The organism is Kitasatospora sp. NA04385, assembly GCF_013364235.1.
GTDB lineage: Bacteria > Actinomycetota > Actinomycetes > Streptomycetales > Streptomycetaceae > Kitasatospora.
This window is the reverse complement of record NZ_CP054919.1, coordinates 1,744,289-1,768,729: the sequence shown is the minus strand read 5'-3', so window position 1 is coordinate 1,768,729 and position 24,441 is coordinate 1,744,289. Positions and strand designations below refer to the sequence as shown.

Here is a 24,441-nt window from a genome sequence, read left to right as displayed (position 1 = left end):
CGCAGAAGGAGAAGTGACCAGCATGACAACGGAGATCCTGCGCCGCGCCCGGGAGTTGGCGCCGCTGCTGCGGGAGAGGGCCCCGGAGATCGAGGCCAACCGCACGCTGCCCGCCGAGGTGGTCGAACTGCTGCGCGCCACCGGCGTGTTCGGCATGTGCTACGGCCCCGAGTGGGGCGGCCCCGGCCTGACCTCGATGGAGCAGACCGAGGTGGTGGAGGCCCTGGCGTACGGCGACGCCTCGGCCGCCTGGTGCGCCGTGATCGGCGCCAACACCGGCATCTACGCCAACTTCCTGGACCAGACCGTCGCCAAGGAGGTCTTCCCGCGCCTCGACCTGGTGGTGGCCGGCCTGCTCCAGCCCTCCGGCCGGGCCGAGCGCGTCCCCGGCGGCTTCCGGCTCAGCGGCCGCTGGTCGTTCGGCTCTGGCGTCAAGCACGCCGACTGGGTGACCTCCGGCGCCTTCATCTACGACGGCGGCGAGCCCTGGGCCGCCCCCGGCAGCAAGCACCGGCACGACTCCCGGCAGTTCCTGGTGCCCCGCGAGCAGGTCGAGGTGATCGACAACTGGGACACCACCGGCCTGTGCGGCAGCGGCAGTTGCGACTACACCATGGACGGCGTGTTCGTCCCGGAGGAGCACACCTACACCTTCGCCACCCCGCAGGGCCGCCCCGGCCCGCTGGCCCAGCCGGACTCCTTCACCCGGGCGATGTGCGGCGTCCCGCTCGGGGTGGCCCGGGCCGCGCTCGACCACGCCCGCGAGGTCGCCACCACCCGCTACGACCGGATGGCCGGGCGCAGTTGGGCCGACAGCTGGCGGGTGCAGACCGAACTGGCCCGCCTGGAGGCCGAGTTCAACGCCGTCCGGGAGGGCGTGTACGGCGCGATGCGCCGCCAGTGGGCGGTGCTGGCGGCCGGCGGCACCCTGGACGACCTCACCCCGACCGAGCGCGCCGCCTCGCCGCTGTCCTGGCTGCACGCCTTCCGCAGCGCCCGGACGATCGTCGCCCGCACCTACGACCTGCTGCAGACCTGGTCGATCAACCGCAGCTCGCCGATGGACCGCTGGCTGCGCGACACCACCGTCCTCGCCCAGCACCTGGTCGCCCAGGACCGCATCCTGCAGTCCGCCGGGGCCTACCTGCTGGGCGCCGAACCCGAGTTCGGCATCAGCCTCGGCCTGGTCTGACCACCCGCCGCCAACCCCCAAGGGAGGTAACCCCGATGAGCAGACTCGTCCTGCTGGTCAACCCGAACAAGGTGCATCCGCCGATCGCCCCGTACGCCCTCGACGTGCTCACCACCGCGCTGGAGGACGACGGCTTCGAGGTGGAGGTGCTCGACCTGACCTTCCACCGCGACGACTGGAAGACCTGCCTGCACGAGTACTTCGCCGAACGCTCCCCGGTGCTGGTCGGGGTGACCGTCCGCAACACCGACACCGTGTACGCCTTCGAGCAGCGCCCGTTCGTCGGCGAGCACCTGGAGATCATCACCGAGATCCGCCGGCTCACCGACGCGCCCGTGGTCGGCGGCGGGATCGGCTTCTCCACCATGCCGTTCGCGCTGGTCGAGTACTTCGGCATCGACTACGGCGTGAAGGGCCCCGGCGAGAAGATCCTCTGCGAGCTGGCCGCCGCGGTCGCCGAGGGCCGCGACACGGCGGGCATCCCCGGCCTGATCCGCAACACCGGGCAGGGCGCCGTCCGGGTGCCACCCGCGGTGCTCACCGTCCGCCACGGCAAGGCGCTGCCCGCCGAGCCCACCGGCCAGTTCGAGCCCCGGGTGTGGCAGGTCGACCAGCTCTCGGTCTACCGGCGGCGCTCCGGCGTGCCGCGCCGGGTCGACAACCTGGAGTACTACCGGCGCGGCGGCCTCGGCTCCATCCTGACCAAGAACGGCTGCGCCTACCGCTGCTCGCACTGCGTCGAACCGGACGCCAAGGGCACCCGCTACGGGCAGCGCGAACTCGCCTCGGTGGTCGACGAGATGGAGTCGCTGGCCGCGCAGGGCATCCTGGACCAGCACACCACCGACAGCGAGTTCAACCTCTCGATCGCGCACGCCAAGAACCTGCTGCGGGAGATCGTCCGCCGCCGGCACGCCGACCCGGACAACCCGCTGAACCTGCTGCGGCTGTGGGTCTACTGCCAACCCAGCCCGTTCGACGAGGAGTTCGCCGACCTGCTGGCCGCGGCCGGCTGCCGGGGCGTCAACGTCGGCAGCGACCACATCCGCCCCGAGGTGCTCAGCGGCTGGAAGGTCACCGAGAAGGGCGGCACCTACTACACCTTCGCCGACACCGAGCGGCTGGTGCGGCTGTGCCACGAACGCGGCATCCTCACCATGGTCGAGGCGCTGTTCGGCATGCCGGGGGAGACCCCCGAGACGGTCCGCGCCTGCGTGGACGCCTTCATGGCGCTGGACGCCACCGTCACCGGCTTCTCGCTCGGCCTGCGGCTGTTCCCGTACACCCCGATGGGCATGGACCTCGCCGAGCAGTGCGCGGGCGTGCGCACCGTCCCCGGCCTGCAGTCCAACACCGCCGACGGCCCGATCGTGCTCAAGCCGCTGCGGATGTGCTCCTCCCCGGCCGAGTACGAGCGGCAGTTCATGTTCGACGAGCACGGCAACTTCCGGTTGGTCTGCTACTTCTCGCCCGGCCTGCTGCCCGACCCGGCCCGCGCCGCCGACCCCGCCGAGCGCTGGCACGGCGCCGTCACCGACCTGTGGGCGCTGATCGACCCGGCCGACCACCACCGGGTCATGCTGCCCACCGTCGAGGGCATGAGCGAGCACGACAACAACTACGCCGACAACCCCTTCCTCACCAGCCTCGGCGGCCTGGGCTACACCGGCGCCTTCTGGTCGCACTGGCGCGGCCGCGAGGAGATCATGCGCAAGGCCCGGGAAGCGGCGCCCCAACCGTCACATCTGCCAACTCCTGCATGACATTGCACACTTGAGGCGCAGGATTGATCAGATCATGATGAGGTAACGGAATCATCACTACCGGTGATCGACTCCGCGCGCCACACCGCACCGCACCACCGCCGCACCACCGGACGCCGCGAGGGGACGATGAACCAGCACCGGATCACCACGCCGCTGACCGTGCTGCTCGCCGACGCCCAGCCCGCCGTCCGGCAGGGCGTCCGCTCCATGGTCGAGGCCACCGGCGCCGCCACCGTGGTCGACGAGGCCGGCACCACCGGAGAAGTGCTCGCCGCCACCTCCCGGCACCGGCCCGACGTCCTGGTCCTCGACCCGCACCTGGACGAGGCCGCCGGCATGCGGATGATCAGCCAGATCCTGCGCCTCACCCCCGAGACCGGCGTCCTGGTCTTCAGCACCCTCGACGACGACAAGGCCGTCGCCGCCGCCTTCCACGCCGGAGCCCGCGGCTACCTGGTCAAGCGCGCCACCGCCGACCAGATCGTCCGCGGCATCCACGCGGTCGGCGCCGGCGAGGCCATCCTCGACCGCACCATCGCGGCCCGGCTCGGCACCCTGATCGGCACCGGCCCCCGCCCGCGCAGCTACCCGTTCCCGCAGCTCAGCATCCGCGAGCGCGAGGTGCTCGAACACCTCGCCGCCGGCCGCTCCAACACCGTCATCGCCCGGGAACTCGCCCTCGCCTCCAAGACGGTCAGCAACCGGATCTCCCACATCCTCGGCAAGCTCGGCGTCGCCGACCGCGCCCAGGCCCTGGTCCTCGCCCGGGACGCCGGCCTCGGCCACGCCGCCGCGGCCCGCTGACCCACCGCCCCCCCAGAACGGAGCACCGCCATGCCCGAAACCGGCCTGCCGCCCGGCCTGGTGATCCGCCGCCAGGAACCCGAAGGGCTCGAACGCGCCCACGGCCTCGACCTCAAGCTCCTGCACCCCTGGGGCGAACTGACCGCCCCCTTCCACGGCGCCTGGTGCGTCCTGCGCCCCGGCGACCTCACCGACACCCACCAGCACACCGAACGCGAGCTGTTCATCTGCATCAGCGGCCGCGGCGAGATCCGCACCGGCGGCACCGGCCACCCCGTCGCCGCCGGCGACCTCGTCCTGCTCCCCGCCGACACCGACCACGCCGTCGCCAACCCGCACGACGACGACTTCGCCTACTACGCCATCTGGTGGCAGGCGTGAACCCCCGCCACCTCGACTACGAGGGCCGCCGCTTCCACGCCCCCGACGGCGACCACCGCACCGTCGCCGTCTACCACCAGCAGGGCGACCTGGTCTGGGGCGAGGTCACCGGCGGCACCATCCAGCGCGGCTGGACCGCCGGCACCCGCCAGCCCGACGGCACCCTCGCCATGGGCTACACCTTCGTCCTCACCGACGGCCGGATCGTCTGCGGCCGCACCCACAACACCCCCACCCTCACCGCCGACGGCCGCATCCGCCTGCACGAGACCTGGGAGCGCTACGGCCCCCAGCCCGACACCGGCACCTCCACCATCGAAGAGGTCGCCCCGTGACCCCCGCCGACTGGGCGCTGCTCGACAAGCACACCACCGGCCCCCTGCTGCGCCCCGGGGACGCCGGGTTCCACGACTCCTGCGCCGCCTTCAACGAGCGCTGGGCGCACCGCGCGCCCACCGCCGTGCTGCGCGCCGCCGACCCCGCCGACGTGCTGCGGGCCGTCGACTGGGCCCGGGACCACGCGGTGCCGATCGTCCCGCGCGGGGGAGGGCACTCGTACGCCGGGCACTCCGTCAACTCCGGCCTGGTGGTGGACCTGCGGGCCCTGGACGCGATCACCGTCGACCCCGCCACCGGGCGGGTCACCGTCGGCGGCGGCGTCCTGACCGGCGCGCTCTACGCCGCGCTGCGCCCGCACGGGCTCGCGCTGCCGCTCGGCAACGGCGCGGGCGTCGGGATCGCCGGCCTGGCGCTCGGCGGAGGCTCCGCCGCCACCTCCCGCCGGTTCGGGCTGACGGCCGACACGCTGCGCGCCACCACCCTGGCCACCGCCGCCGGAACGGTCCTGAGCTGCGACGCCGAGCAGAACGAGGACCTGTACTGGGCCTGCCGGGGCGGTGGCGGCGGCAACTTCGGCATCAACCTGGACCTGACCTTCCAGGCCGTCGCGGCCCCCGCCGCGTCCACCTGCGTGCTGCTCTGGGAGGCCGACCACGCCCCCGCGGTGCTGCCCGCCGTGCAGGAACTGATGCTCACCGCGCCCGAGGAGACCTCGCTCCGCCTCGGCGTCGCCACCTCCGGCGGCCGCACCCTGGTCTCCACCGTCGGCCTGCACCTCGGCCCCGCCGCCGAGCTGCGCGAACTGCTCGCCCCGGCGTTCGCCGCCGGGCCGCCGCTGCGCGCGGAGATCGCCGACCGGGACTTCTGGGACGCCATGGACCACCTCCAGCACGAGACCAGCGGCGGGGCGTTCGCCGTCCGCACCCACTTCGCCGCCCGCCCGCTGCCGCCCGCGGCGCTGGACGCCGCCCTGGCCCACCTCGCCGCCGCACCGCCCGGCGGCAACACCGACGGCTGCGGCCTGGCGCTGTTCGGCTGGGGCGGCGCGATCAACCGGGTCGACCCGGCGGCCACCGCCTTCCCGCACCGCGACGCCCAGTACCTGGTCAGCCTGGACACCTCCTGGCTGCCCGGCGAGGACCCGGCCCCGCAGCTCGACTGGCTGGCCGCGCTCGACCGACTGATCGCCCCGCACGCGACCGGCGGCGCCTACCTGAACTTCACCGACCCGGACCTGCGGGACTGGCGCACGGCCTACTACGGTGCGAACTACCCCAGGCTGGTCGCCACCAAGCGCCGTCACGACCCGGACGGCCTGTTCGCCTTCCCGCAGTCCATCGGCAGCTGAACCCACCAAGTCCCGTGCCCCGGAACGCCGCTGACCGACCGTCAGCCGATCCGCCGCGCCCGCGAGCCCCGGAAGGAGACACCACCGTGTCGCCGCGAACCGCCACCCCGCGCCACTACCTGATGTGCCGGCCCGCGCACTTCACCGTCGACTACTCCATCAACCCGTGGATGGACCCGGCGAAGCCCACCGACACCGGCACCGCCCTCGCCCAGTGGGACCAGCTCCACGCGCTGTTCCGGCGCCTCGGCCACACCGTCGAGCTGATCGAACCGCTGCCCGGCCTGCCGGACATGGTGTTCGCCGCCAACGGCGCCACCACGCTGGACGGCCGGGTGCTCGGCGCCCGCTTCCGGCACCCCGAACGGGCCGCCGAGGGCCCGGCGTACGCCGACTGGTTCCGCGAGCGCGGCTGGCGGGTCAAGGACGCCGAGCACGTCAACGAGGGCGAGGGCGACCTGCTGGTGGCCGGCGAGCGCGTCCTGGCCGGCACCGGCTTCCGCACCGAGACCGCCGCGCACGCCGAGGCGCGGGAGTTCCTCGGCCGCGAGGTGGTCACCCTGCGGCTGGTCGACCCGCGCTACTACCACCTGGACACCGCGCTCGCCGTGCTCAGCGACACCGAGGTCATGTACCACCCGCCGGCCTTCGACGCCCCCTCCCGCGCGGTGCTGGAGCGCCTCTACCCGGACGCGGTGCTCGCCGACGCCGACGACGCCCGGGTGTTCGGCCTGAACGCGGTCTCCGACGGCGCCAACGTCGTCCTCCCGGAGGCCGCCGTCCGCCTCGCCGACCGGCTGCGCGAGCGCGGCTTCACCCCGATCGGCGTCGACCTGACCGAACTGCTCCGGGCCGGCGGCGCCGTCAAGTGCTGCACGCTGGAACTGCGCCACTGACGCAGCGGCGGGGGCCCGGACCGCAGCAGCGGTCCGGGCCCCGTCGGCTCACGCTCACACCAGGTCGAAGCGGTCCAGCTCCATCACCTTGGTCCAGGCGGCGGCGAAGTCCTTGACGAACTTCTCCTTGGCGTCGTCCGAGGCGTACACCTCGGCCAGCGCCCGCAGCTCCGAGTTGGAGCCGAACACCAGGTCGGCCCGGGTGCCGGTCCACTTGACCGCACCGGAGGCGTCCCGGCCCTCGTACACCGTGTTGTCGGAGGCGACCGGCGCCCACGCGGTGCCCAGGTCCAGCAGGTTGGTGAAGAAGTCGTTCGACAGCGTGCCGGGGCGGTCGGTGAACACGCCGTGCTGCGAGCCGCCGGTGTTGGCGCCCAGCACCCGCAGGCCGCCGACCAGCACGGTCAGCTCGGGAGCGGACAGGTTCAGCAGGTTGGCCCGGTCCACCAGCAGGTACTCGGCCGGGAGCCGGGTGCCCTTGCCCTGGTAGTTGCGGAACCCGTCGGCCTGCGGCTCCAGCGCGGCGAACGACTCGACGTCGGTCTTCTCCTGGGTGGCGTCCACCCGGCCCGGGCGGAAGCCCACCTCGACCTCGACGCCGCCCTCCTTCGCGGCCCGCTCGACCGCCGCGGTGCCGCCCAGCACGATCAGGTCGGCCAGCGAGACCTGCTTGCCGCCCTGCCCGTTGAACTCCTGCTGCACGCCCTCCAGCACCCGCAGCACCTGCGCCAGCTGCTCCGGGTCGTTGACCTCCCAGCCGCGCTGCGGCTCCAGCCGGACGCGGGCGCCGTTCGCGCCGCCGCGCAGGTCGCTGCCGCGGAAGGACGCCGCCGAGGCCCACGCGGTGGACACCAGCTGGGCGGTGGTCAGGCCGGAGTCCAGCAGCTTCGCCTTCAGCGCCGCCACGTCCGCCGCGTCGATCGGCTCGCCCTGGGCGGCCGGCAGCGGGTCCTGCCAGATCAGCTCCTCGGACGGGACCTCCGGGCCGAGGTAGCGGACGACCGGGCCCATGTCGCGGTGGGTCAGCTTGAACCAGGCGCGGGCGAAGGCGTCCGCGAAGGCCGCCGGGTCGTTCAGGAAGCGGCGGGAGATCTGCTCGTACACCGGGTCGAAGCGCAGCGACAGGTCGGTGGTGAGCATCTGCGGGGCGTGCTTCTTCGCCGGGTCGAAGGCGTCCGGCACGGTGCCCTCGCCGGCGCCGTCCTTCGGCTTCCACTGGTGCGCCCCGGCGGGCGACTTGGTGAGCTCCCACTCGTGGCCGAACAGGATCTCGAAGAAGGAGTTGTCCCAGGCGGTCGGCGTGTTGGTCCAGGTCACCTCCAGGCCGGAGGTGATCGCGTCGGCGCCCTTGCCGGAGCCGTAGCTGCTCTTCCAGCCCAGGCCCTGCTCCTCCAGCGCGGCGCCCTCGGGGTCGTCGCCGACGTTGTCCGCCGGGCCCGCGCCGTGGGTCTTGCCGAAGGTGTGGCCGCCGGCGATCAGCGCGACGGTCTCCTCGTCGTTCATCGCCATCCGGCGGAAGGTCTCGCGGATGTCGCGGGCCGCCGCGACCGGGTCCGGGTTGCCGTTGGGGCCCTCGGGGTTGACGTAGATCAGGCCCATCTGGACGGCGCCCAGCGGCTCCTCCAGGTGGCGGTCGCCGGTGTAGCGCTCGTCGCCCAGCCAAGTGGTCTCCGGGCCCCAGTACACGTCCTCGTCGGCCTCCCAGACGTCCGCCCGGCCGCCGCCGAAGCCGAAGGTCTCGAAGCCCATCGACTCCAGCGCCACGTTGCCCGACAGGATCAGCAGGTCGGCCCAGGACAGCGCCTGGCCGTACTTCTGCTTCACCGGCCACAGCAGGCGGCGGGCCTTGTCCAGGTTGGCGTTGTCCGGCCAGGAGTTGAGCGGGGCGAAGCGCTGCTGCCCGGCGCCCGCGCCGCCGCGGCCGTCGGAGATCCGGTAGGTGCCGGCGCTGTGCCAGGCCATCCGGATGATCAGCGGGCCGTAGTGGCCGAAGTCGGCCGGCCACCAGTCCTGCGAGGTGGTCAGCACGGTCTCGATGTCGCGCTTGACGGCCGCCAGGTCGAGCGAGGCGAAGGCCGCCGGGTAGTCGAAGTCCGCGCCGAGCGGGTTCGCCACCGCCGGGTTCTTGGCCAGGATCTTCAGGTTCAGCCGGTGCGGCCACCACTGCTGGTTGCCGCCGCCCTGGGTCGGATGCGCGGCCCGGCCGTGCGCGACCGGGCAGCCGCCCGCACCCTCGGACTTGGGGTCGGTGACGATGGCGTCGTCGTTCTCGGGCATGGGAGTCCCTCCGGATCGGGCGGATCGCACTCTGCTTCTGCACAGCTGCAACGGACGTCTTGGCTCTTCTTCGGAGCCGATCCTAAGATAGACCGAGTCTAAGTCAAGAAGAGGGTCAAACGGATGGTGGTCCCGCTCGAATCGGGCGCCGGGTCTCGCCCGCTGTACAGTTCGGGCGAATGTTGAGCTGATTGGGTGAACGAGATGAGTGATCTGCTGGAACGACTGCGGTCCCGCGGCTGGCGACTGACCTCCCAGCGGCGCGTGGTCGCCGAGGTGCTCGACGGCGACCACGTCCACCTGACCGCGGACGAGGTGCACGCCCGCGCCGCCGAGCGCCTCCCGGAGATCTCCCGGGCCACCGTCTACAACACGCTCGGCGAACTCGTCACCCTCGGCGAGGTCCTCGAAGTCGCCACCGACGGCCGCGCCAAGCGCTACGACCCCAACGCCCACCAGCCGCACCAGCACCTGGTCTGCTCCGCCTGCGGCACCATCCGGGACGTCCACCCCACCGGCGACCCGCTCGCCGCGCTCCCCGCCGCCGAGCGCTTCGGCTTCAGCATCGCCACCGCCGAGGTCACCTACCGCGGGCTCTGCCCCGACTGCGCCTGACGCCCCGCGCCCGCGGCCGCCCCGCCCGGGCCCCTCCCGTCCGGCCCCCTCCCGTCCGCCGCGTTCCCGCTCGCCGCGCTCCCGTCCGGAGCGTCCGCGGACGGCCCGCCCGGCACCCGCCGGGCCCCCGGCCCCGCCACGCCCAGCACCGCGATCAGCACTCCGGCCGCCAGCAGCAGCCACCACACCCCCGCGCCGCCGCGACGAACGCCCCCGCCCGCCGCCACCCGGGCGCCAGCAGCACGCCCGCCACCGCCACGCCCACCGCCGAACCCGTCTGCCGGGCCGCCGAGGCCAGCGCGGCGGCCAGCGAGGCCATCGCCCCCGGCATCCCCGCCACCGCGGTGTTCGTGATCGGCGGGTTCACCGTCCCCTGGAAGACCCCCACCAGCGCGAACACCGCCAGCAGCGCCGGCACCGGCGTCCCGGGGCCCACCAGCAGCAGCAGCGCGCCCGCCAGCGCCAGCGACACCCCCGACACCAGCAGCGGCCCGCGCGGCCCGTACCGGCCCACCGCCCGCCCGGTCCGCGGCGACAGCGCCAGGATCAGCACGCCCACCGGCACCAGGCACAGCCCGGCGCGCAGCGCGGACATCCCGCGCACCCCCTGCAGGTACAGCGTCACCGCGAACAGGAAGGCCGCGAACGCGCCCAGCGCCGCGAACGCCGTCACCAGCGCCGCCACCAGCGGCCCGCGCCGCAGCAGCCCCACCTCCAGCAACGGGTCCGCCCGCCGCGCCTCGTACCGGCCCAGCACCGGGACGGTCAGCGCCGCCACCGCCAGCGGGCCCCACACCGACGGCGCCGACCAGCCCGCGCGCCCCGCCGAGATCAGCGCGAACACCGTCCCGCCCAGCAGCACCACCACCAGCAGCTGCCCCACCGGGTCGAACCGCCGGGCCCGCTCCGCCCGGGACTCCGGCACCCAGCGCAGCGCCCCCGCGACCCCCGCCGCCACCACCGGCAGGTTCACCCAGAACACCGCCCGCCAGCCCCAGCCGTCCACCAGCGCCCCGCCCAGTACCGGCCCCAGCGCCAGCGACAGCCCCGACACCGAACCGAACACCCCGATCGCCCGGGCCCGCTCGGCCGGCCGCGGGAACGTCGTCGCCACGATCCCCATCGCCACCGGGTTCAGCATCGTCCCGCCCGCCGCCTGCACCGCCCGCGCGGCCACCAGCGCCCCGGTCCCCGGCGCCAGCGCGCACAGCGCCGACCCCAGCCCGAACACCAGCAGCCCCAGCACGAACACCCGCCGCCGCCCCCACCGGTCCGCGGCCGCCCCCGCCGGCAGCAGGAACGCCGCCAGCACCAGCGTGTACGCGTCCACCGTCCACTGCAGCGCCGCCACCGACGCCCCCCACTCCCGGCGGACCGCGGGCAGCGCCGCGTTCACCACCGAGACGTCCATCACCACCATCACCATGCTCACGCAGCACACCGCGAGCACCAACCGCCTGCGCCGGTCGTCCGGTTCGGACACCGCCCCGCCTCCGTCCGCCGCCGCGACGGGAGTCGGCCCCTCGCCCACTCCACCCCGTCCGGTCGGCGGCACCGACGCTACGATTTCGAGCGTGCTCGAAATCAAGCCGGAACTCCCGGGCGGCGAGCCGGAACTCCCCGGCGAAGGGCTGACCATCGCCGAGGCCGCCGAGTGGACGGGCGTCAGCGTCCACACCCTGCGCTACTACGAGCGGGCCGGTCTGGTGATCACCGACATCGACCGCACCCCGGGCGGCCGCCGCCGCTACCACCACCGCGACCTGCGCTGGATCGACGTCTGCACCCGGCTGCGCGCCACCGGCATGCCGATCCGCACCCTCCGCCGCTACGCCGAACTCGCCGCGGCCGGCAACGGCAACGAGGCCGAGCGCCTCGCCCTCCTGGAATCCCACCGCGCCGAGGTCGCCGCCCGCCTCGCCGAACTCCAGGCCCACCTCGCGGGCATCGACCACAAGGTCGCCACCTACCGGGCCCGCCTCGCCGAGGGCAGCGCCGAAGGGCTCTGGGCCCCGCAGCCTTGAACAAACCTTGACCCCGGCCCCGGTCACCGCACCGCGCGGGCCGTCCGCGCACCGGTCTGCGGTACACCCTTGAACAAGCCTTTACCCCAGGTCAGGGCGGTAACCGACGCCGCCCCGAACCCCGTTGCCCACTGCGCTACAGTCTGGCCGCCCGACCCGCCCGCGACCGCGGCGAGTCCGAACGACTGCACGGGGGATGCGCAGTGGCCATCGACGACCTACCGGCACCGGTGGTGACGTTCCTGAACGTCATCGGGGTGCCCTGGCCCTACATCAACGAGGACGAGGTCCGCGCCTTCGCCACCATGGTCCGGCAGTTCGGCCAGGCCGTGGAGCGGACGCACGCCGACGCGACCCGGGCGATGGCCTCCTTCGCCCAGGCCTACCAGGGCGCCGCCACCCAGCGGATGCAGTCCGGCTGGTCCGAGCTCTCCGAGCGGCACACCCGGGAACTCGTGATGGGCTGCACCCTGCTCGCCGAGGCGCTGGAGATCGGCGCCGAGGTGATCATCGGGCAGAAGGTCGAGGCCCTGGTCGAACTGGGCGTCATGGCGGCCACCTTCATCGCCGACCAGGCCGCCGCGGTGGCCACCCTCGGGCTGGCCGAGGCCGCCGTGCCGGTGATCGTGGAGGCCGGGAAGAAACTGCTGGAGACGCTCAAGCAGCAGATCATCCAGTACATCATCGGCGAGATCATCGAGGCCGCGGCCAAACCGCTCTTCGCCAAGATCGAGCAGGCGATGTCCGGCCTGGACTGGGGACAGACCTCGGGCGCGACCGGCGGCGCCGCGGACGGCTTCAGCCTCGACGCCGACCTGGCCGACCAGCACCTGAAGGCGATGCGCGCCCACACCGAGGCGTTCCGCGGCCACGCGCAGGAACTGCGCGGCGGGCTCGAACGGCTGGCGTTCTGATGGCGGCCGGAGGAGAGGAGCAGGCGGTCTTCCGGGCGCTCAAGAACGACGCCGTGGACTCGCTGCCGAAGATCGCCGAGAAGCACGCCGCCGTCGTCGAGGAGGCCGCCGAGAAGGGCGCCCGCAACCTCGCCGCCCACGCCGCCACCGAGGCGAAGATCGCCGAGGACCTCAAGGCGGTGGCCCCGCGGGACCTCAAGGTGGCCGCCCCGAAGAACCTCGAAGCGGCCGGCCCGCGCCTGGCGAGCGAGGAGTCCGCGCTGGCCGGCGAGGCCGGGACGGTCCCGAGCCCGCGCACCGCACCCGGCTCCGCCCCGCTGGAGACCGAGCAGTACGGCAACGGGGCGCTCCGCGACGGCCCCAGCTACCAGCAGCAGATCGACGAGGAACTGGCCCCCCGCGGCCTCGACCGCGCCGAGCACGACCGGCTGCGCCTCAGCCCCACCAACAGCCTGACCGAGGAACAGGCCCGCCAGGTCGTCCAGGTCCGCGACGCGATCAAGCTGGACGAGGGCCGGATGGTCACCAAGATCGTCAAGCCCGACGTCGCGGAGGCCTACCTGGAGAACTCCACCACGCTCGGCGGCCGCACCTTCGACCCCGGCGAGTTCCGCGGCTCCATCGCGCGCGGCTCCGACACCGCCGACCTGCGCAGCATGGACGACCTGCGCGACGGCCTCGCCCTCGACGACGGCGGCGCGGGCTGGAGCCCGGTGCCGCCCGGCGCGTCCGAGGCGTACCAACTGCGCTTCCCCGCCCCGCACGGCATGGAGGCCGACCCGACCCTCGGCGCGGTCAACGACCAGGCCCTGGCCGACCGCGTCGCGGGCATGGCCGGGCAGAATGCAGGAAAGAACTGGGACGCACCGTTCCTGGGCACCGGCTACACCGGCGGCGGCGTCCCGGAGTGGGACGCCAAGCCCACCGGCTTCCCGCACGGTGCGGAGATCTGGCGGATGGACGCCGACGGGACGGAAGAGGCCGTCGGCCGCTTCGACAAGAGCGATGGGCTGTGGAAGTACTATGACAACTGACCCCTCGGACCGTCACCAGCCGGTGAAGGGCGAGTTCGCGGTCCACGGCGGGACGGTGTACCCGGCCCGCGCCGCCGCCGGCCTGTGGCCCTGCGTGGAACTGCTCCCCGGCCCCGGCGTCCCCGCCCCCGAGGGCGTCGCGCCCCGGCTCGCCGCCGACGGCTCGGTGCTCGGCTACCCGCTGCCGCCCGAGCGGCTCGACGCCTGGTACGCCGTGCACTGGACCTTCCACTGGCGCGGCGAGCTCTTCGAGTGCACCGACCGCGTCGACACCACCGTCTCCGGCAACTACCTCGGCGACGACCGGGAGTTCGCCCGGCAGCACCTGAAGCGCCGGGTCAACGGCTACCGGGGCGTCTTCCCGCTGGCCGAGGTCACCGAGCCCGAGGAGCACCGCCGGGACCTGCTGGCCCCGCGCCTCGACCTGGCCCGGCGGCTCTCCGAGGCCGACCACTTCCGCCCCGGCTGCTTCGCCGTCCTCGGCGGCACCACCCACCGGGCCGCCCCCGCGGTCGACCCGCACGGCCTGGTCACCCTCGCCGAGGGCGGCGCCGTCCCCCCGGAGCAGCTCGACGCCTGGTACCGCACCCACTGGACGTTCCAGTGGCGAGGCGGCCCGTTCGAGGCCGTCGGCACGGTCGAGGGCCGGATCAAGGGCGTCTACACCGGCGGCAGTTGGGGCTTCGCGGACGCCAACCAGCTGGACGAGGAGACCGCTCCCGACGGCGCGCACACCTGGTACACCGTGGAAGCCGACCTGGACAGCGTCACCGACCTGACCCCCCACCGCACCGACCTGCTGCCCCCGCGCTGACCGACCTCCTGCCCGGCCCCGCAGCCGCCGGGCAGGAGGTCGGTCGGCGGGGGCGGCCCAGCCGGAAAAGCAGAAGACCCCCGCCGAAGCAGGGGTCTCACACTGGTGTCCGAGGGGGGACTTGAACCCCCACGCCCGATAAAGGGCACTAGCACCTCAAGCTAGCGCGTCTGCCATTCCGCCACCCGGACCGGGTGTTCACCTCGGGGCTTCCTTTCGGCTGCCCCCTGGCGACAGAGAGAACACTACCAGGCCCGGGGAGTGCTTCTCACCTGCGTTTTCGGGGGTCCGGACGGCCATCGGCGAGGGATCGGGGCAGAACCGGACAAGCCGGACGACGGGTGGGCCGTCCGGAGGGCGATTGCCCTGGTGACGGGGGTGCGGACGATTTCGGACGCGCGTTCTGGCGGCAACAGTGAGCCCCGGGTGTGAAGCGACCGGCCAGGACGGCGCACAACACGCACCGAATCGGTCGGGAACCTTCACGACACGCGTAGTTCCAGTCCCGGCGTGGGTCATCGGGTGGTGCTCTCCTAGCCTCTGTGAACCAGGGAGCCTTGAGCGGAACGCCCGATTCCCGACAGCCGCCGCCGGCCGGACCCCGGCGCGGGAGCCTCCCGTCACCGCGTGAAGGGCGGCGTGCAGTGGAACAGACGGACAAGGCGGCCTTGGACACCGCGACCTGGTGGCCCGGCCGCGAACCCGGCCCCGGACCCGAAACCGGCGTGTGGCGCTTCTCGGCGGTCTCCCACGAGGCGTCGGTGCCCCGCACCAGACACGCCGTGCGCGACCGGCTGCTGGCCCAGGGAATGGCCGGACAGCGCTACCAGGAGCTGGTGGACGACCTGCTGCTGATCGTCTCCGAGCTGGTCTCCAACGCCGTCACCCACGCCGCGGTGCTCTCGCCCGAGGTGGTCTGCGAACTCGCCATCGACCCCGACCGGGTCCGGATCTCGGTGGTCGACGGCCACCCCTACCGCCCCAAGGCCCAGGAGAACGACCCCGCCCGCCCCGGCGGCCGCGGACTGCTGCTGGTCAAGAGCATCACCCTGCAGGCCGGCGGCGAGTGCGACGTGGAGCGCACCGAGGGCGGCGGCAAGGTGATCTGGGCCAGCCTGCCGCTCCCCGGCGCGGGCGCCCCCGGGCCGGGCGTCGGGGCCGACCTCGACGACCTCGACGACGACCCCGACTACTGAGCCCGGCCCACCGCCGTCTGCCGCGCCGGGGCCGCCCGAACGCGCCGGTGCCATGTCACCGATGTCGCGTCACCAGTTGCCGCAGCATCGGTGTCGCGACACCCGTGCCGCAGCATCGATGACACGACATCCGTGCTGAACCACCCGTGTCGCATCACGGATGTCGCGGCACCAATGTCGAGTCATCGATGTCGCGTCATTCACGTCGCGTCACCGACCTCGCGCCGCCGATGTCGTGCCACTGATGTCGCGTCACCGATGTCGCGTCACGAATGACGCGACACGGATAACGCGTCACCGGTGACACATCAACCAGTGACACATCAACCAGTGACGCATCACCGATGCCGCATCACCAATCGTGCCCGGCGATCTCCCGAATCCCCGGCAGCGCCGCCTCGAAGACGGTCTCGAACCACACCGAGAACGGCTTCTCGGCCCGCAGCTCGCGCAGCTCCGCCGCAGTCACGAAGCGGGTGTCCTCGATCTCGTCCGGGTCCGGGTCCAGCTCGGCGGTGACCAACCCGACGAAGAGGTGGTTCCACTCCCGCTCGATCAGCCCGGACGCCTCGTCCGGCAGGTCGTAGCGGACGTTGCCCGCCTCGCAGAGCAGGGCCGGCGCGGCGCCGAGCTCCTCCGTGGTGCGGCGGGCGGCGGCCAGGAAGGGCTGCTCGCCGGGGTAGGGGTGGCCGCAGCAGGTGTTCGACCAGACACCGGGGGAGTGGTACTTGCCGAGGGCGCGGCGCTGGAGCAGCAGCCGGCCCTGGCGGTCGAACAGGAAGACCGAGAACGCCCGGTGCAGCCGGCCCGGCTGCTGGTGGGCCCAGAGCTTCTCGCCGGTCCCGATGGTCACGCCGTCGTCGTCGACCAGTTCCAGCAGGATCTCGCCCGGTGCGGCCCCGGAAGGGGAGGCGAGTTCCGGCGAGAGGGCCTCGGTCGGGCTGACAGCAGGGCTCATGGGCACAATGCCCCTTTCGGCACGTGGACCGGGGACGCCGGCCCCGGGCCGTGGTCTCCGGGGCCGCCCGCCCCGTTCCTTGGGGTCGGCTGCACGCGCGTCGGCCCGGACCGGCCGGTCCGCCGACGGCGTCGGGGCCCAAGTCTGCCGCATGGCCCGCCCGGCGCGGGGCCGCGACGCACACCCCGGTGGGGGAGGGCGGGACCACTGGCAGAAGTGTTCGACCCGTGGTCGTCCCCGGTCACCGGGCGTTCACCGGGTTCCCGGGAACGATCACCGAACCGCCCGGGCCGCGTTCTGGCAGGTCGTCGAGGTCGCCTACCATCAGTGGCACCGGACGGCCCGCAGTGGCCGCCCACCCGGCGCGCCGCAGCCGCGGCCGCAGCAGACCCGCACGGTACGTCCGACCCGGAACGGCGCCGCGCGGCACCCGAGAGAACCCCTGGAGTCCCGCATGATCGGCCTCGTCCTGGCCGCCGGCGCCGGCCGCCGGCTCCGTCCGTACACCGACACCCTGCCCAAGGCACTGGTGCCGGTCGACGGCGAGCGGACGGTGCTCGACCTGACGCTCGGGAACTTCGCCGAGGTCGGGCTGCGGGAGGCCGCGATCGTGGTCGGCTACCGCAAGGAGGCGGTGCAGGAGCGCAAGCGGGCGCTGGAGCAGAAGTACGGCGTGAAGCTCACCCTGGTCGAGAACGACAAGGCCGAGGAGTGGAACAACGCCTACTCGCTGTGGTGCGCCCGCGAGCTGTTCGCCGAGGGCCTGCTGCTCGCCAACGGCGACACCGTGCACCCCGCCTCGGTGCAGCGCACCATGCTGGACGGCAACGACCTGCGGATCAAGGAGGGCCGGGCCCCCGGCATCCTGCTCGCGCTGGACACCGTGAAGAAGCTCGCCGACGAGGAGATGAAGGTCGTCGTCGACCCCGAGCTGGGGGTGCGCCGGATCACCAAGCTGATGGACCCGCAGGACGCCACCGGCGAGTACATCGGCGTCACCGTGATCAACCCGTCCGCGGCCGACGCCCTCGCCGACGCGCTCAAGGCGGTCTACGAGCGCGACCCGCAGCTGTACTACGAGGACGGCTACCAGGAGATGGTCGACCGCGGCCTGACCGTCGACGTGCAGCCGATCGGCGAGGTCTCCTGGGTCGAGGTCGACAACCACGACGACCTCGCCAAGGCCCGGGAGATCGCGTGCCAGTACTGACCCGCCTGGTGCCCTCGCCGGTCTTCGTGGAGATCCGCGCGGGCGCCCTGGACGCACTGGGGGGCATCCTCGCCGACCGGCGGCTGTCGGCCGGCGGCCGGATCGCGGTGGCGATCAGCGGCGGCTCCGGCGCGCTGCTGCGCGAGCGGCTGGAGCCCGCGCTGCCCGGCGCCGACTGGTACCAGGTCGCCGACGGCACCCTGGACAGCGCGGTCCGGCTGACCGACGAGATTCGCCGCGGGCACTACGACGCCCTGGTCGGCCTCGGCGGCGGCAAGATCATCGACGTGGCGAAGTACGCCGCGGCGCGGGTCGGCCTGCCGGTGGTCGCGGTCGCCACCAACCTGGCCCACGACGGCCTGTGCTCCCCGGTCTCCACCCTCGACAACGACGCCGGCCGGGGCTCCTACGGCGTGCCCAGCCCGATCGGCATCGTCGTCGACCTGGACGTGATCGCCAAGGCCCCGAAGCAGTTCGTGGCGGCCGGGATCGGCGACGCGGTCTCCAACATCTCCGCCTGCGCGGACTGGGAGCTCTCGCACGCGGTGACCGGCGAGCCGGTCGACGGGCTCGCCGTCGCGATGGCCCGGTCGGCCGGCGAGAACCTGCTCCGGCACCCCGGCACCCTGGATGACCCGGACCTGCTGACGACGCTCGCGGAAGCCCTGGTACTGTCCGGCATCGCGATGAACATCGCGGGCAGCACCCGGCCCAGTTCGGGCGCCTGCCACGAGATCTCGCACGCCCTGGTCGAACTGCACCCCAGGCGGCCCGGCCAGCACGGTGAGCAGGTCGGCCTCGGCGCCGCCTTCGCCTGCCACCTGCGGGGCGAACGGGAGCTGTCCGGGCTGATCGTGGAGCGCCTGCGCTTCCACGGCCTGCCGGTGACCGCCGATCAGCTCGGCTTCACCGACGCGGAGTTCACCGAAGCGGTGCACTACGCTCCGAACACCAGACCGGGGCGCTTCACCATCCTCGAACACCTCGACCTCTCCGCCACAGACATCAGGGACGCGTACGCCGACTATGTCCAAGCCGTCAACAGCTGAACGCCCGCCGGTCGACCTCACCCGGCGCCCGTCGATCGAGGAACTGCGGGCGGTGATCCACCCCGAGGGGATGCTGCAGCGCCGCAGTGCCGAGCACTGGGCCGGCCGCCTCTACATGCGGAGGATCTCGCTGCGGATCACCCGGGTCCTGTCGACCGTCACGGCGATCACGCCCAACGGCCTGACCTACCTGATGATGCTCACCGGCATCCTGGCCGGTGTCGCGCTGCTGGTGCCCGGCCTGGCCGGCGCGGTCCTCGGCGCCCTGCTGATCCAGGTCTACCTGCTGCTGGACTGCGTGGATGGCGAGGTGGCCCGCTGGCGCCGGCAGACCTCGCTGACCGGCGTCTACCTGGACCGGGTCGGCCACTACATGTCCGAGGCCGCGCTGCTGACCGGCCTGGGCCTGCGCGCCGCCGACCTGTTCCACCGCGAGGGCGCGCACGCCGCCTGGCAGTGGGCCTTCCTGGGCACGCTGGCCGCGCTCGGCGCGATCCTGATCAAGTCCGAGACCGACCTGGTCGACGTGGCCCGGGCCCGCTCCGGGATGACCGCCGTCGAGGACAGCGCCTCGGTGCCGCGCTCCACCGCGGTGGCCAAGGCCCGCCGGGCCGCCTCGCTGCTCAAGTTCCACCGCCTGGTCGGCGCGGTCGAGGCCTCGCTGTTCATCCTGGCCGCCGGCATCGCCGACGCCGTCCGCGGCGACCTGTTCTTCACCCGGCTCGCGGTCGTGGTGCTGGCCGCCATCGCGGTGCTGCAGACCGTCCTGCACCTGCTGTCGATCGTCCTGTCCAGCAGGCTGCGATGAGCGACGACTTCCGCCTCGGCGCGGTCATCATCACGATGGGCAACCGCCCCGCCGAGCTGAACGCCCTGATCGAGTCGGTACGCGCCCAGCAGGGCCCGCCGGTGGAGCTGGCGGTGGTCGGCAACGGCGCCCCGCTCCCCGTCCTGCCGGAGGGCGTGCGGAGCGTCGAGCTGCCGGAGAACCTGGGCATCCCGGGCGGCCGCAACGTCGGCATCGAGCTGTTCGGCCCGGACGGCCGGGACGTCGACGCGGTGCTCTTCCTGGACGACGACGGCCTGCTGCCGAACACCGACTCGGCGGCGCTGCTGCGCGAGGCGTTCGCCGCCGATCCGGGCCTGGGCATCGTCTCGTTCCGGATCGCCGACCCGGAGACCGGCACCACCCAGCGCCGGCACGTGCCCCGGCTGCGCGCCAGCGACCCGATGCAGGGCTCCCGGGTCACCACCTTCCTGGGCGGCGCCAGCGCGGTGCGCAGCGCGGTGTTCCCGCAGGCCGGGCAGCTGCCGGCGGAGTTCTTCTACGCGCACGAGGAGACCGACCTGGCCTGGCGCGCGCTGGACGCCGGCTGGTCGATCGACTACCGCCCGGACGTGGTGCTGCACCACCCCGCCACCTCCCCGGCCCGGCACGCCGCCTACTTCCACAACGTGGCGCGCAACCGGGTGTGGCTGGCCCGGCGGAACCTTCCGGCCCCGCTGGTGCCTCTCTACCTGGGAACCTGGTTCCTGCTGACCGTGCTCCGACGACCCTCCAAGGAGGGCCTGCGGGCCTGGCTCGGCGGGTTCCGGGCAGGCTGGAGCGAGCCCTGCGGTCCGCGCCGGCCGATGAAGTGGTCCACCGTCTGGCGCTTGACCAGGCTCGGCAGACCGCCAATCATCTGATCGCGGCCGATCGGCCCTCCCCGAGCAGGCCGCGAGCAGACCAGAGCTCCCCGTGGTACGCCCCGGTCCCCCGTCCCGTCCCCCCGGGGCGGGGGATGACGACCCCCTGAAGGACGAATGTGTCGACACTGAGTGACCCGGTCAACCTCTCCGCACCAAGGGGTTCCGACGCGGGTCTGACCCCGAAGCAGCTGGCGGACAAGTACGGGTTGTCCGTCAGCGGCAAGCGGCCGAGCCTGCCGCAGTACGTCCGCCAGCTCTGGGCCCGGCGCAGCTTCATCAGCGCCTTCGCCACCGCCCGCCTGGTCGCGCAGTACACCACCGCCAAGCTGGGTCAGCTCTGGCAGGTGCTCACCCCGCTGCTGAACTGCGCGGTGTTCTACCTGGTCTTCGGCGTGATCATGAAGAGCCGGGACGGCGTCCCGGTGTACATCGCCTGGCTGTGCATCGGCGTCTTCGTCTTCCAGTTCTCGCAGAGCGCGATCCAGGCCGGCACCCGGTCGATCTCCGACAACCTCGGCCTGATCCGGGCGCTGCACTTCCCGCGCGCCTCGCTGCCGATCGCCTTCACCGTGATCCAGCTCCAGCAGCTGCTGATCTCGATGGTGGTGCTGGTCGCGATCGTGCTGATCAGCGGGATCATGCCCGCGATGACCTGGATCCTGATCATCCCGGCGCTGGTGCTGCAGTCGCTGTTCAACACCGGCCTGGCCATGGTGATGGCCCGGATCGGCGCCAAGACCTCCGACATCTCGCAGCTGATGCCCTTCCTGCTGCGCACCTGGATGTACGTCTCCGGCGTCATGTACTCGGTCTCCGGCTACATCCAGACCTGGCCGCAGATCTGGCAGACGGTCTACTCCTGGAACCCGGCCACGGTCTACATGGACCTGATGCGCTACGCGTTCATGCCGGACAGCTTCAACCCGCACAAGTACCCGGGCGGCTACGACGCGCAGGGCCACCAGCTGCCGAAGGCGCTGATCCTGCCGGACCACATCTGGATCATGGCCGGCACCTGGGCGGTCGTCGCCTTCGTCCTCGGCTTCGTGTTCTTCTGGAAGGCCGAGGAGGAGTACGGCCGTGGCTGACGCAGCTCTCGACACCGTCAAGGAGACCACCGTGGTGGACAACCAGGCCCAGGTCCCCACCGTGGTGGTGGACGATGTGCACATCGTCTACAAGGTGCACGGCGCGGGCTCCGGGAAGGGCAGCGCCACCTCGGCGCTGAGCCGGATCATCACCCGCAAGAAGTCGCCCACCATCCGCGAGGTGCACGCGGTGCGCGGCATCAGCTTCACCGCGTACAAGGGCGAGGCGATCGGCCTGATCGGCTCGAACGGCTCCGGCAAGTCGACCATGCTGGCGGCCATCGCCGGCCTGCTGCCGACCGAGCGGGGCGGCATCTACACCCAGGGCCAGCCCTCGCTGCTGGGCGTCAACGCGGCGCTGATGAACGACCTGACCGGCGAGCGCAACGTGGTGCTGGGCTGCCTGGCGATGGGCATGTCCCCGACCGAGGTGCGCAAGCGCTACCAGGGCATCGTCGACTTCTCGGGCATCAACGAGAAGGGCGACTTCATCTCGCTGCCGATGCGCACCTACTCCTCCGGCATGGGCGCCCGCCTGCGGTTCTCCATCGCGGCGGCGAAGACCCACGACGTGCTGCTGATCGACGAGGCGCTCGCCACCGGCGACCAGGGCTTCCAGCAGCGCTCGAAGGCCCGGATCAACGAGCTGCGCAAGGAGGCCGGCACGGTCTTCCTGGTCAGCCACGACAACAACGCGATCCGCGAGACCTGCGAGCGCACGATCTGGATCGAGCACGGCGAGCTGATCATGGACGGGCACACCGACGAGGTGGTCCGTCGCTACGAGAAGGGCGAGCGCCCCTGAGCGGGGGCGGTCCGCACGGCGCAGGGCCGGTGCACGGGGAGCCGATCCCCGGGCACCGGCCCTGCGGCGTGCGGCGGGTGAAGGCGCGGCGACGGATGCGTGTCCGTGGCGCGGTGGCGGTGCGGACCGGTGTAGAACGGGGGAGTGACGGCAGTGTCGGATTCAACTAAGTCAGATAACCAGACAGTGGCGGTGACGCTGGACAAGGCCGACCTGGAGAACTTCCCGGTCGCCCCCGGCTTCCTGCCCGCCGCCTGGCGCGGCGACCTGATGGCGGTCTACGGCTTCGCCCGACTGGTCGACGACGCCGGCGACGGCGACCTCGCCGACCCGGCCGCCGCCGCCCGGCTGCTGGACGTCCCGGGCGACCCCGGCGACGACGGCTTCCGGCTCGCCCTGCTGGACGGCCTGGAACGGGACCTCGACCGGGTCTTCGCCACCGCCCTCGGCGACGACCCGGCCCCGCACGGCACCGTCCTGGGCACCGACCCGGGCGAGCCCCGGCACCCGCTGATGCGCGCCTTGGTCCCGCTGGTCGAGCGGCACGCCGTCACGCCCGAGCCGTTCCGCCGCCTGATCGAGGCCAACCGGGTGGACCAGACCACCACCCGGTACCCGACCTACGCCGACCTGCGGCACTACTGCACCCTGTCCGCCGACCCGGTCGGCCGCCTGGTGCTCGCCCTGGCCGGCCGCGCCACCCCCGGGCGGATCGAGCTGTCCGACGCGATCTGCACCGCGCTGCAGGTCGTCGAGCACCTCCAGGACGTCGCCGAGGACCTCGGCCGCGGCCGGATCTACCTCCCCCAGGAGGACCTGGCGGCCTTCGGCGTCACCGAGGACGACCTCGCCGCGGACACCGCCTCCCGCGGCGTGCGCCAGCTGATCGCCTGGGAGGCGAGCCGGGCCCGGACCCTGCTCGACCGCGGCGCGCCGCTGGTGGGTACGGTTCACGGGAGGCTCCGACTGCTGCTGGCGGGATTCACCGCCGGCGGGTACGCGGCCCTGGACGCCATCGAGGCGGCCGGGTTCGACGTGCTCGCGCACCGGGCGAAGCCCGACAAGCGCCGCCTGGCCGGCCGGGCGGCGGCACTCTTCGCGAAGGGAAGGTGAGCGCCCGCGTGGGGGCATCACCACTGGCGTCCGCGCCGGTCATGGCGGCCTACCGGTACTGCGAGGCGGTCACCGCCCTGCAGGCCCGCAACTTCAGCTACGGCATCCGGCTGCTGCCCGAGGCCAAGCGGCTGGCGATGTCGGCGCTGTACGCGCTGGCCCGCCGGGTCGACGACATCGGCGACGGCGAACTGCCCGCCGAGCAGAAGGCCGACGCACTGGCCCGCACCCGCGTCCTGCTGGACGAGGTCCGGGCCGGCGCGGTCGGCGAGGACGACACCGACCCGATCAAGGTCGCGCTGGCGGACGCGGCCCGCCGCTTCCCGATCCCGCTGGGCGGCTTCGACGAACTGGTCGACGGCGTCGAGATGGACCTCAAGGGCGTCGAGTACGCCACCTTCGACGACCTCAAGGTCTACTGCCGCTGCGTGGCCGGCTCGATCGGCCGGCTCTCGCTGGGCATCTACGGCTGCGAGGACCGCGAGCGCGGCGAGGAGTACGCCGACACCCTCGGCCTGGCCCTGCAGCTCACCAACATCCTGCGCGACCTGCGCGAGGACGCCCTGAACGGCCGCACCTACCTGCCCACCGAGGACCTGGTCCGGTTCGGCTGCCAGCAGGGCTTCGCCCTCCCCGCCCTCCCGGCCGGCGCCGACTTCACCGGCCTGGTCGCCTTCGAGGCCGAACGCGCCCAGCGCGCCTTCGAGGAGGGCCTGCGGCTGCTGCCGATGCTCGACCGCCGCAGCCGCGCCGCCACCGCCGCCATGGCCGGCATCTACCACCGCCTGCTCGGCCGGATCGCCGCCGACCCGCACGCGGTGCTCCGCGGCCGGGTCTCGCTGCCCGGCTGGGAGAAGGCGTACGTGGCACTGTCCGGGCTCGCCGGAGGGCGTTCTTGATTCTCGCGCCAGTTCTGTCACGCTGTG

Annotated in this window: 24 protein-coding genes and 1 tRNA gene; 21 read left to right on the top strand and 4 right to left on the bottom strand. The window is 73.0% G+C overall.

Annotated elements, in window-relative coordinates:
* The first annotated feature begins 22 nt into the window (after positions 1-22).
* The 7 genes from HUT16_RS07640 (at position 23) to ddaH (ending at position 6,726) form a co-directional block, all read left to right on the top strand.
* Complete coding sequence (locus tag HUT16_RS07640; RefSeq protein ID WP_176186703.1) at positions 23-1,192, top strand: acyl-CoA dehydrogenase family protein; 1,170 nt, start codon at positions 23-25, stop codon at positions 1,190-1,192.
* A 35-nt stretch (positions 1,193-1,227) separates the two neighbouring features.
* Positions 1,228-2,955 carry a tryptophan 2-C-methyltransferase gene (gene tsrT / locus HUT16_RS07635; protein ID WP_176186701.1) on the top strand — a complete coding sequence of 576 codons (1,728 nt, stop codon included), beginning with the start codon at positions 1,228-1,230 and terminating at the stop codon, positions 2,953-2,955.
* Between the two features lie 63 nt (positions 2,956-3,018).
* A complete protein-coding gene (locus tag HUT16_RS07630; RefSeq protein ID WP_254897692.1) occupies positions 3,019-3,762 on the top strand; it encodes a response regulator transcription factor in 744 nt (247 codons plus the stop codon).
* 30 nt (positions 3,763-3,792) lie between these two features.
* A complete protein-coding gene (locus HUT16_RS07625; RefSeq protein WP_176186699.1) occupies positions 3,793-4,143 on the top strand; it encodes a cupin domain-containing protein in 351 nt (116 codons plus the stop codon).
* Entirely contained in the window at positions 4,140-4,478 is a 339-nt protein-coding gene (locus HUT16_RS07620; protein WP_254897691.1) for a hypothetical protein, read from the top strand. The genes HUT16_RS07625 and HUT16_RS07620 overlap by 4 nt, the downstream gene beginning before the upstream one ends.
* On the top strand, positions 4,475-5,830 hold the full coding sequence (locus HUT16_RS07615; RefSeq protein WP_176186695.1) for an FAD-binding oxidoreductase: 1,356 nt from the start codon (positions 4,475-4,477) through the stop codon (positions 5,828-5,830). The genes HUT16_RS07620 and HUT16_RS07615 overlap by 4 nt, the downstream gene beginning before the upstream one ends.
* A gap of 86 nt (positions 5,831-5,916) precedes the next feature.
* A complete protein-coding gene (gene ddaH / locus HUT16_RS07610; protein ID WP_176186693.1) occupies positions 5,917-6,726 on the top strand; it encodes a dimethylargininase in 810 nt (269 codons plus the stop codon).
* Between the two features lie 54 nt (positions 6,727-6,780).
* Here ddaH and katG read toward each other — a convergent pair whose 3' ends face one another.
* Positions 6,781-9,003, bottom strand: coding sequence for a catalase/peroxidase HPI (gene katG, locus HUT16_RS07605; RefSeq protein WP_176186691.1), 2,223 nt, complete (start codon positions 9,001-9,003; stop codon positions 6,781-6,783).
* 204 nt (positions 9,004-9,207) lie between these two features.
* Between katG and HUT16_RS07600 the strand changes: the two genes are divergently transcribed.
* A complete protein-coding gene (locus HUT16_RS07600) occupies positions 9,208-9,618 on the top strand; it encodes a Fur family transcriptional regulator (RefSeq protein ID WP_176186689.1) in 411 nt (136 codons plus the stop codon).
* A gap of 154 nt (positions 9,619-9,772) precedes the next feature.
* Here HUT16_RS07600 and HUT16_RS07595 read toward each other — a convergent pair whose 3' ends face one another.
* A complete protein-coding gene (locus HUT16_RS07595; RefSeq protein WP_254897690.1) occupies positions 9,773-11,101 on the bottom strand; it encodes an MFS transporter in 1,329 nt (442 codons plus the stop codon).
* A 91-nt stretch (positions 11,102-11,192) separates the two neighbouring features.
* Between HUT16_RS07595 and HUT16_RS07590 the strand changes: the two genes are divergently transcribed.
* The 4 genes from HUT16_RS07590 to HUT16_RS07575 all read left to right on the top strand — a co-directional run bounded on the left by HUT16_RS07590 (position 11,193) and on the right by HUT16_RS07575 (position 14,404).
* Positions 11,193-11,642: a MerR family transcriptional regulator gene (locus tag HUT16_RS07590; protein ID WP_254897689.1), complete on the top strand. Its 450-nt coding sequence runs from the start codon at positions 11,193-11,195 to the stop codon at positions 11,640-11,642.
* Between the two features lie 203 nt (positions 11,643-11,845).
* Entirely contained in the window at positions 11,846-12,556 is a 711-nt protein-coding gene (locus HUT16_RS07585; RefSeq protein WP_176186685.1) for a hypothetical protein, read from the top strand.
* Entirely contained in the window at positions 12,556-13,590 is a 1,035-nt protein-coding gene (locus HUT16_RS07580; RefSeq protein ID WP_176186683.1) for a hypothetical protein, read from the top strand. Before HUT16_RS07585 ends, HUT16_RS07580 begins: the two co-directional genes overlap by 1 nt.
* The gene (locus HUT16_RS07575; protein ID WP_176186681.1) at positions 13,580-14,404 is read left to right on the top strand and encodes a hypothetical protein; all 825 of its coding nucleotides are present in this window, start codon (positions 13,580-13,582) and stop codon (positions 14,402-14,404) included. Before HUT16_RS07580 ends, HUT16_RS07575 begins: the two co-directional genes overlap by 11 nt.
* 103 nt (positions 14,405-14,507) lie before the next feature.
* On the opposite strand, the gene HUT16_RS07570 is transcribed toward HUT16_RS07575, so the two are convergent.
* A tRNA-Leu gene (locus HUT16_RS07570) sits at positions 14,508-14,595 on the bottom strand.
* A 477-nt stretch (positions 14,596-15,072) separates the two neighbouring features.
* Between HUT16_RS07570 and HUT16_RS07565 the strand changes: the two genes are divergently transcribed.
* Entirely contained in the window at positions 15,073-15,600 is a 528-nt protein-coding gene (locus HUT16_RS07565) for an ATP-binding protein (RefSeq protein WP_254898261.1), read from the top strand.
* Positions 15,601-15,952: 352 nt separating this feature from the next.
* On the opposite strand, the gene idi is transcribed toward HUT16_RS07565, so the two are convergent.
* Positions 15,953-16,558: an isopentenyl-diphosphate Delta-isomerase gene (idi, locus tag HUT16_RS07560; RefSeq protein WP_254897688.1), complete on the bottom strand. Its 606-nt coding sequence runs from the start codon at positions 16,556-16,558 to the stop codon at positions 15,953-15,955.
* A 454-nt stretch (positions 16,559-17,012) separates the two neighbouring features.
* Here idi and HUT16_RS07555 point away from each other — a divergent pair, with 454 nt between their 5' ends.
* The 8 genes from HUT16_RS07555 to hpnD all read left to right on the top strand — a co-directional run bounded on the left by HUT16_RS07555 (position 17,013) and on the right by hpnD (position 24,414).
* Complete coding sequence (locus tag HUT16_RS07555; protein ID WP_176186675.1) at positions 17,013-17,768, top strand: sugar phosphate nucleotidyltransferase; 756 nt, start codon at positions 17,013-17,015, stop codon at positions 17,766-17,768.
* Entirely contained in the window at positions 17,756-18,817 is a 1,062-nt protein-coding gene (locus tag HUT16_RS07550) for an iron-containing alcohol dehydrogenase family protein (RefSeq protein ID WP_176186673.1), read from the top strand. The genes HUT16_RS07555 and HUT16_RS07550 overlap by 13 nt, the downstream gene beginning before the upstream one ends.
* Positions 18,795-19,625 (top strand): CDP-alcohol phosphatidyltransferase family protein, encoded by an 831-nt coding sequence (locus HUT16_RS07545; protein WP_254897687.1) that lies wholly within the window; start codon positions 18,795-18,797, stop codon positions 19,623-19,625. Before HUT16_RS07550 ends, HUT16_RS07545 begins: the two co-directional genes overlap by 23 nt.
* Positions 19,622-20,506 carry a glycosyltransferase family 2 protein gene (locus HUT16_RS07540; protein ID WP_176186671.1) on the top strand — a complete coding sequence of 295 codons (885 nt, stop codon included), beginning with the start codon at positions 19,622-19,624 and terminating at the stop codon, positions 20,504-20,506. The genes HUT16_RS07545 and HUT16_RS07540 overlap by 4 nt, the downstream gene beginning before the upstream one ends.
* Positions 20,507-20,625: 119 nt before the next feature.
* On the top strand, positions 20,626-21,597 hold the full coding sequence (locus tag HUT16_RS07535; RefSeq protein WP_176186669.1) for an ABC transporter permease: 972 nt from the start codon (positions 20,626-20,628) through the stop codon (positions 21,595-21,597).
* Positions 21,590-22,402 (top strand): ABC transporter ATP-binding protein, encoded by an 813-nt coding sequence (locus HUT16_RS07530; RefSeq protein ID WP_176186667.1) that lies wholly within the window; start codon positions 21,590-21,592, stop codon positions 22,400-22,402. The genes HUT16_RS07535 and HUT16_RS07530 overlap by 8 nt, the downstream gene beginning before the upstream one ends.
* Before the next feature lie 186 nt (positions 22,403-22,588).
* The gene (gene hpnC, locus HUT16_RS07525; protein WP_254897686.1) at positions 22,589-23,515 is read left to right on the top strand and encodes a squalene synthase HpnC; all 927 of its coding nucleotides are present in this window, start codon (positions 22,589-22,591) and stop codon (positions 23,513-23,515) included.
* Positions 23,516-23,556: 41 nt separating this feature from the next.
* Positions 23,557-24,414: a presqualene diphosphate synthase HpnD gene (gene hpnD, locus HUT16_RS07520; protein WP_176192541.1), complete on the top strand. Its 858-nt coding sequence runs from the start codon at positions 23,557-23,559 to the stop codon at positions 24,412-24,414.
* The last annotated feature ends 27 nt before the right edge of the window (positions 24,415-24,441 follow it).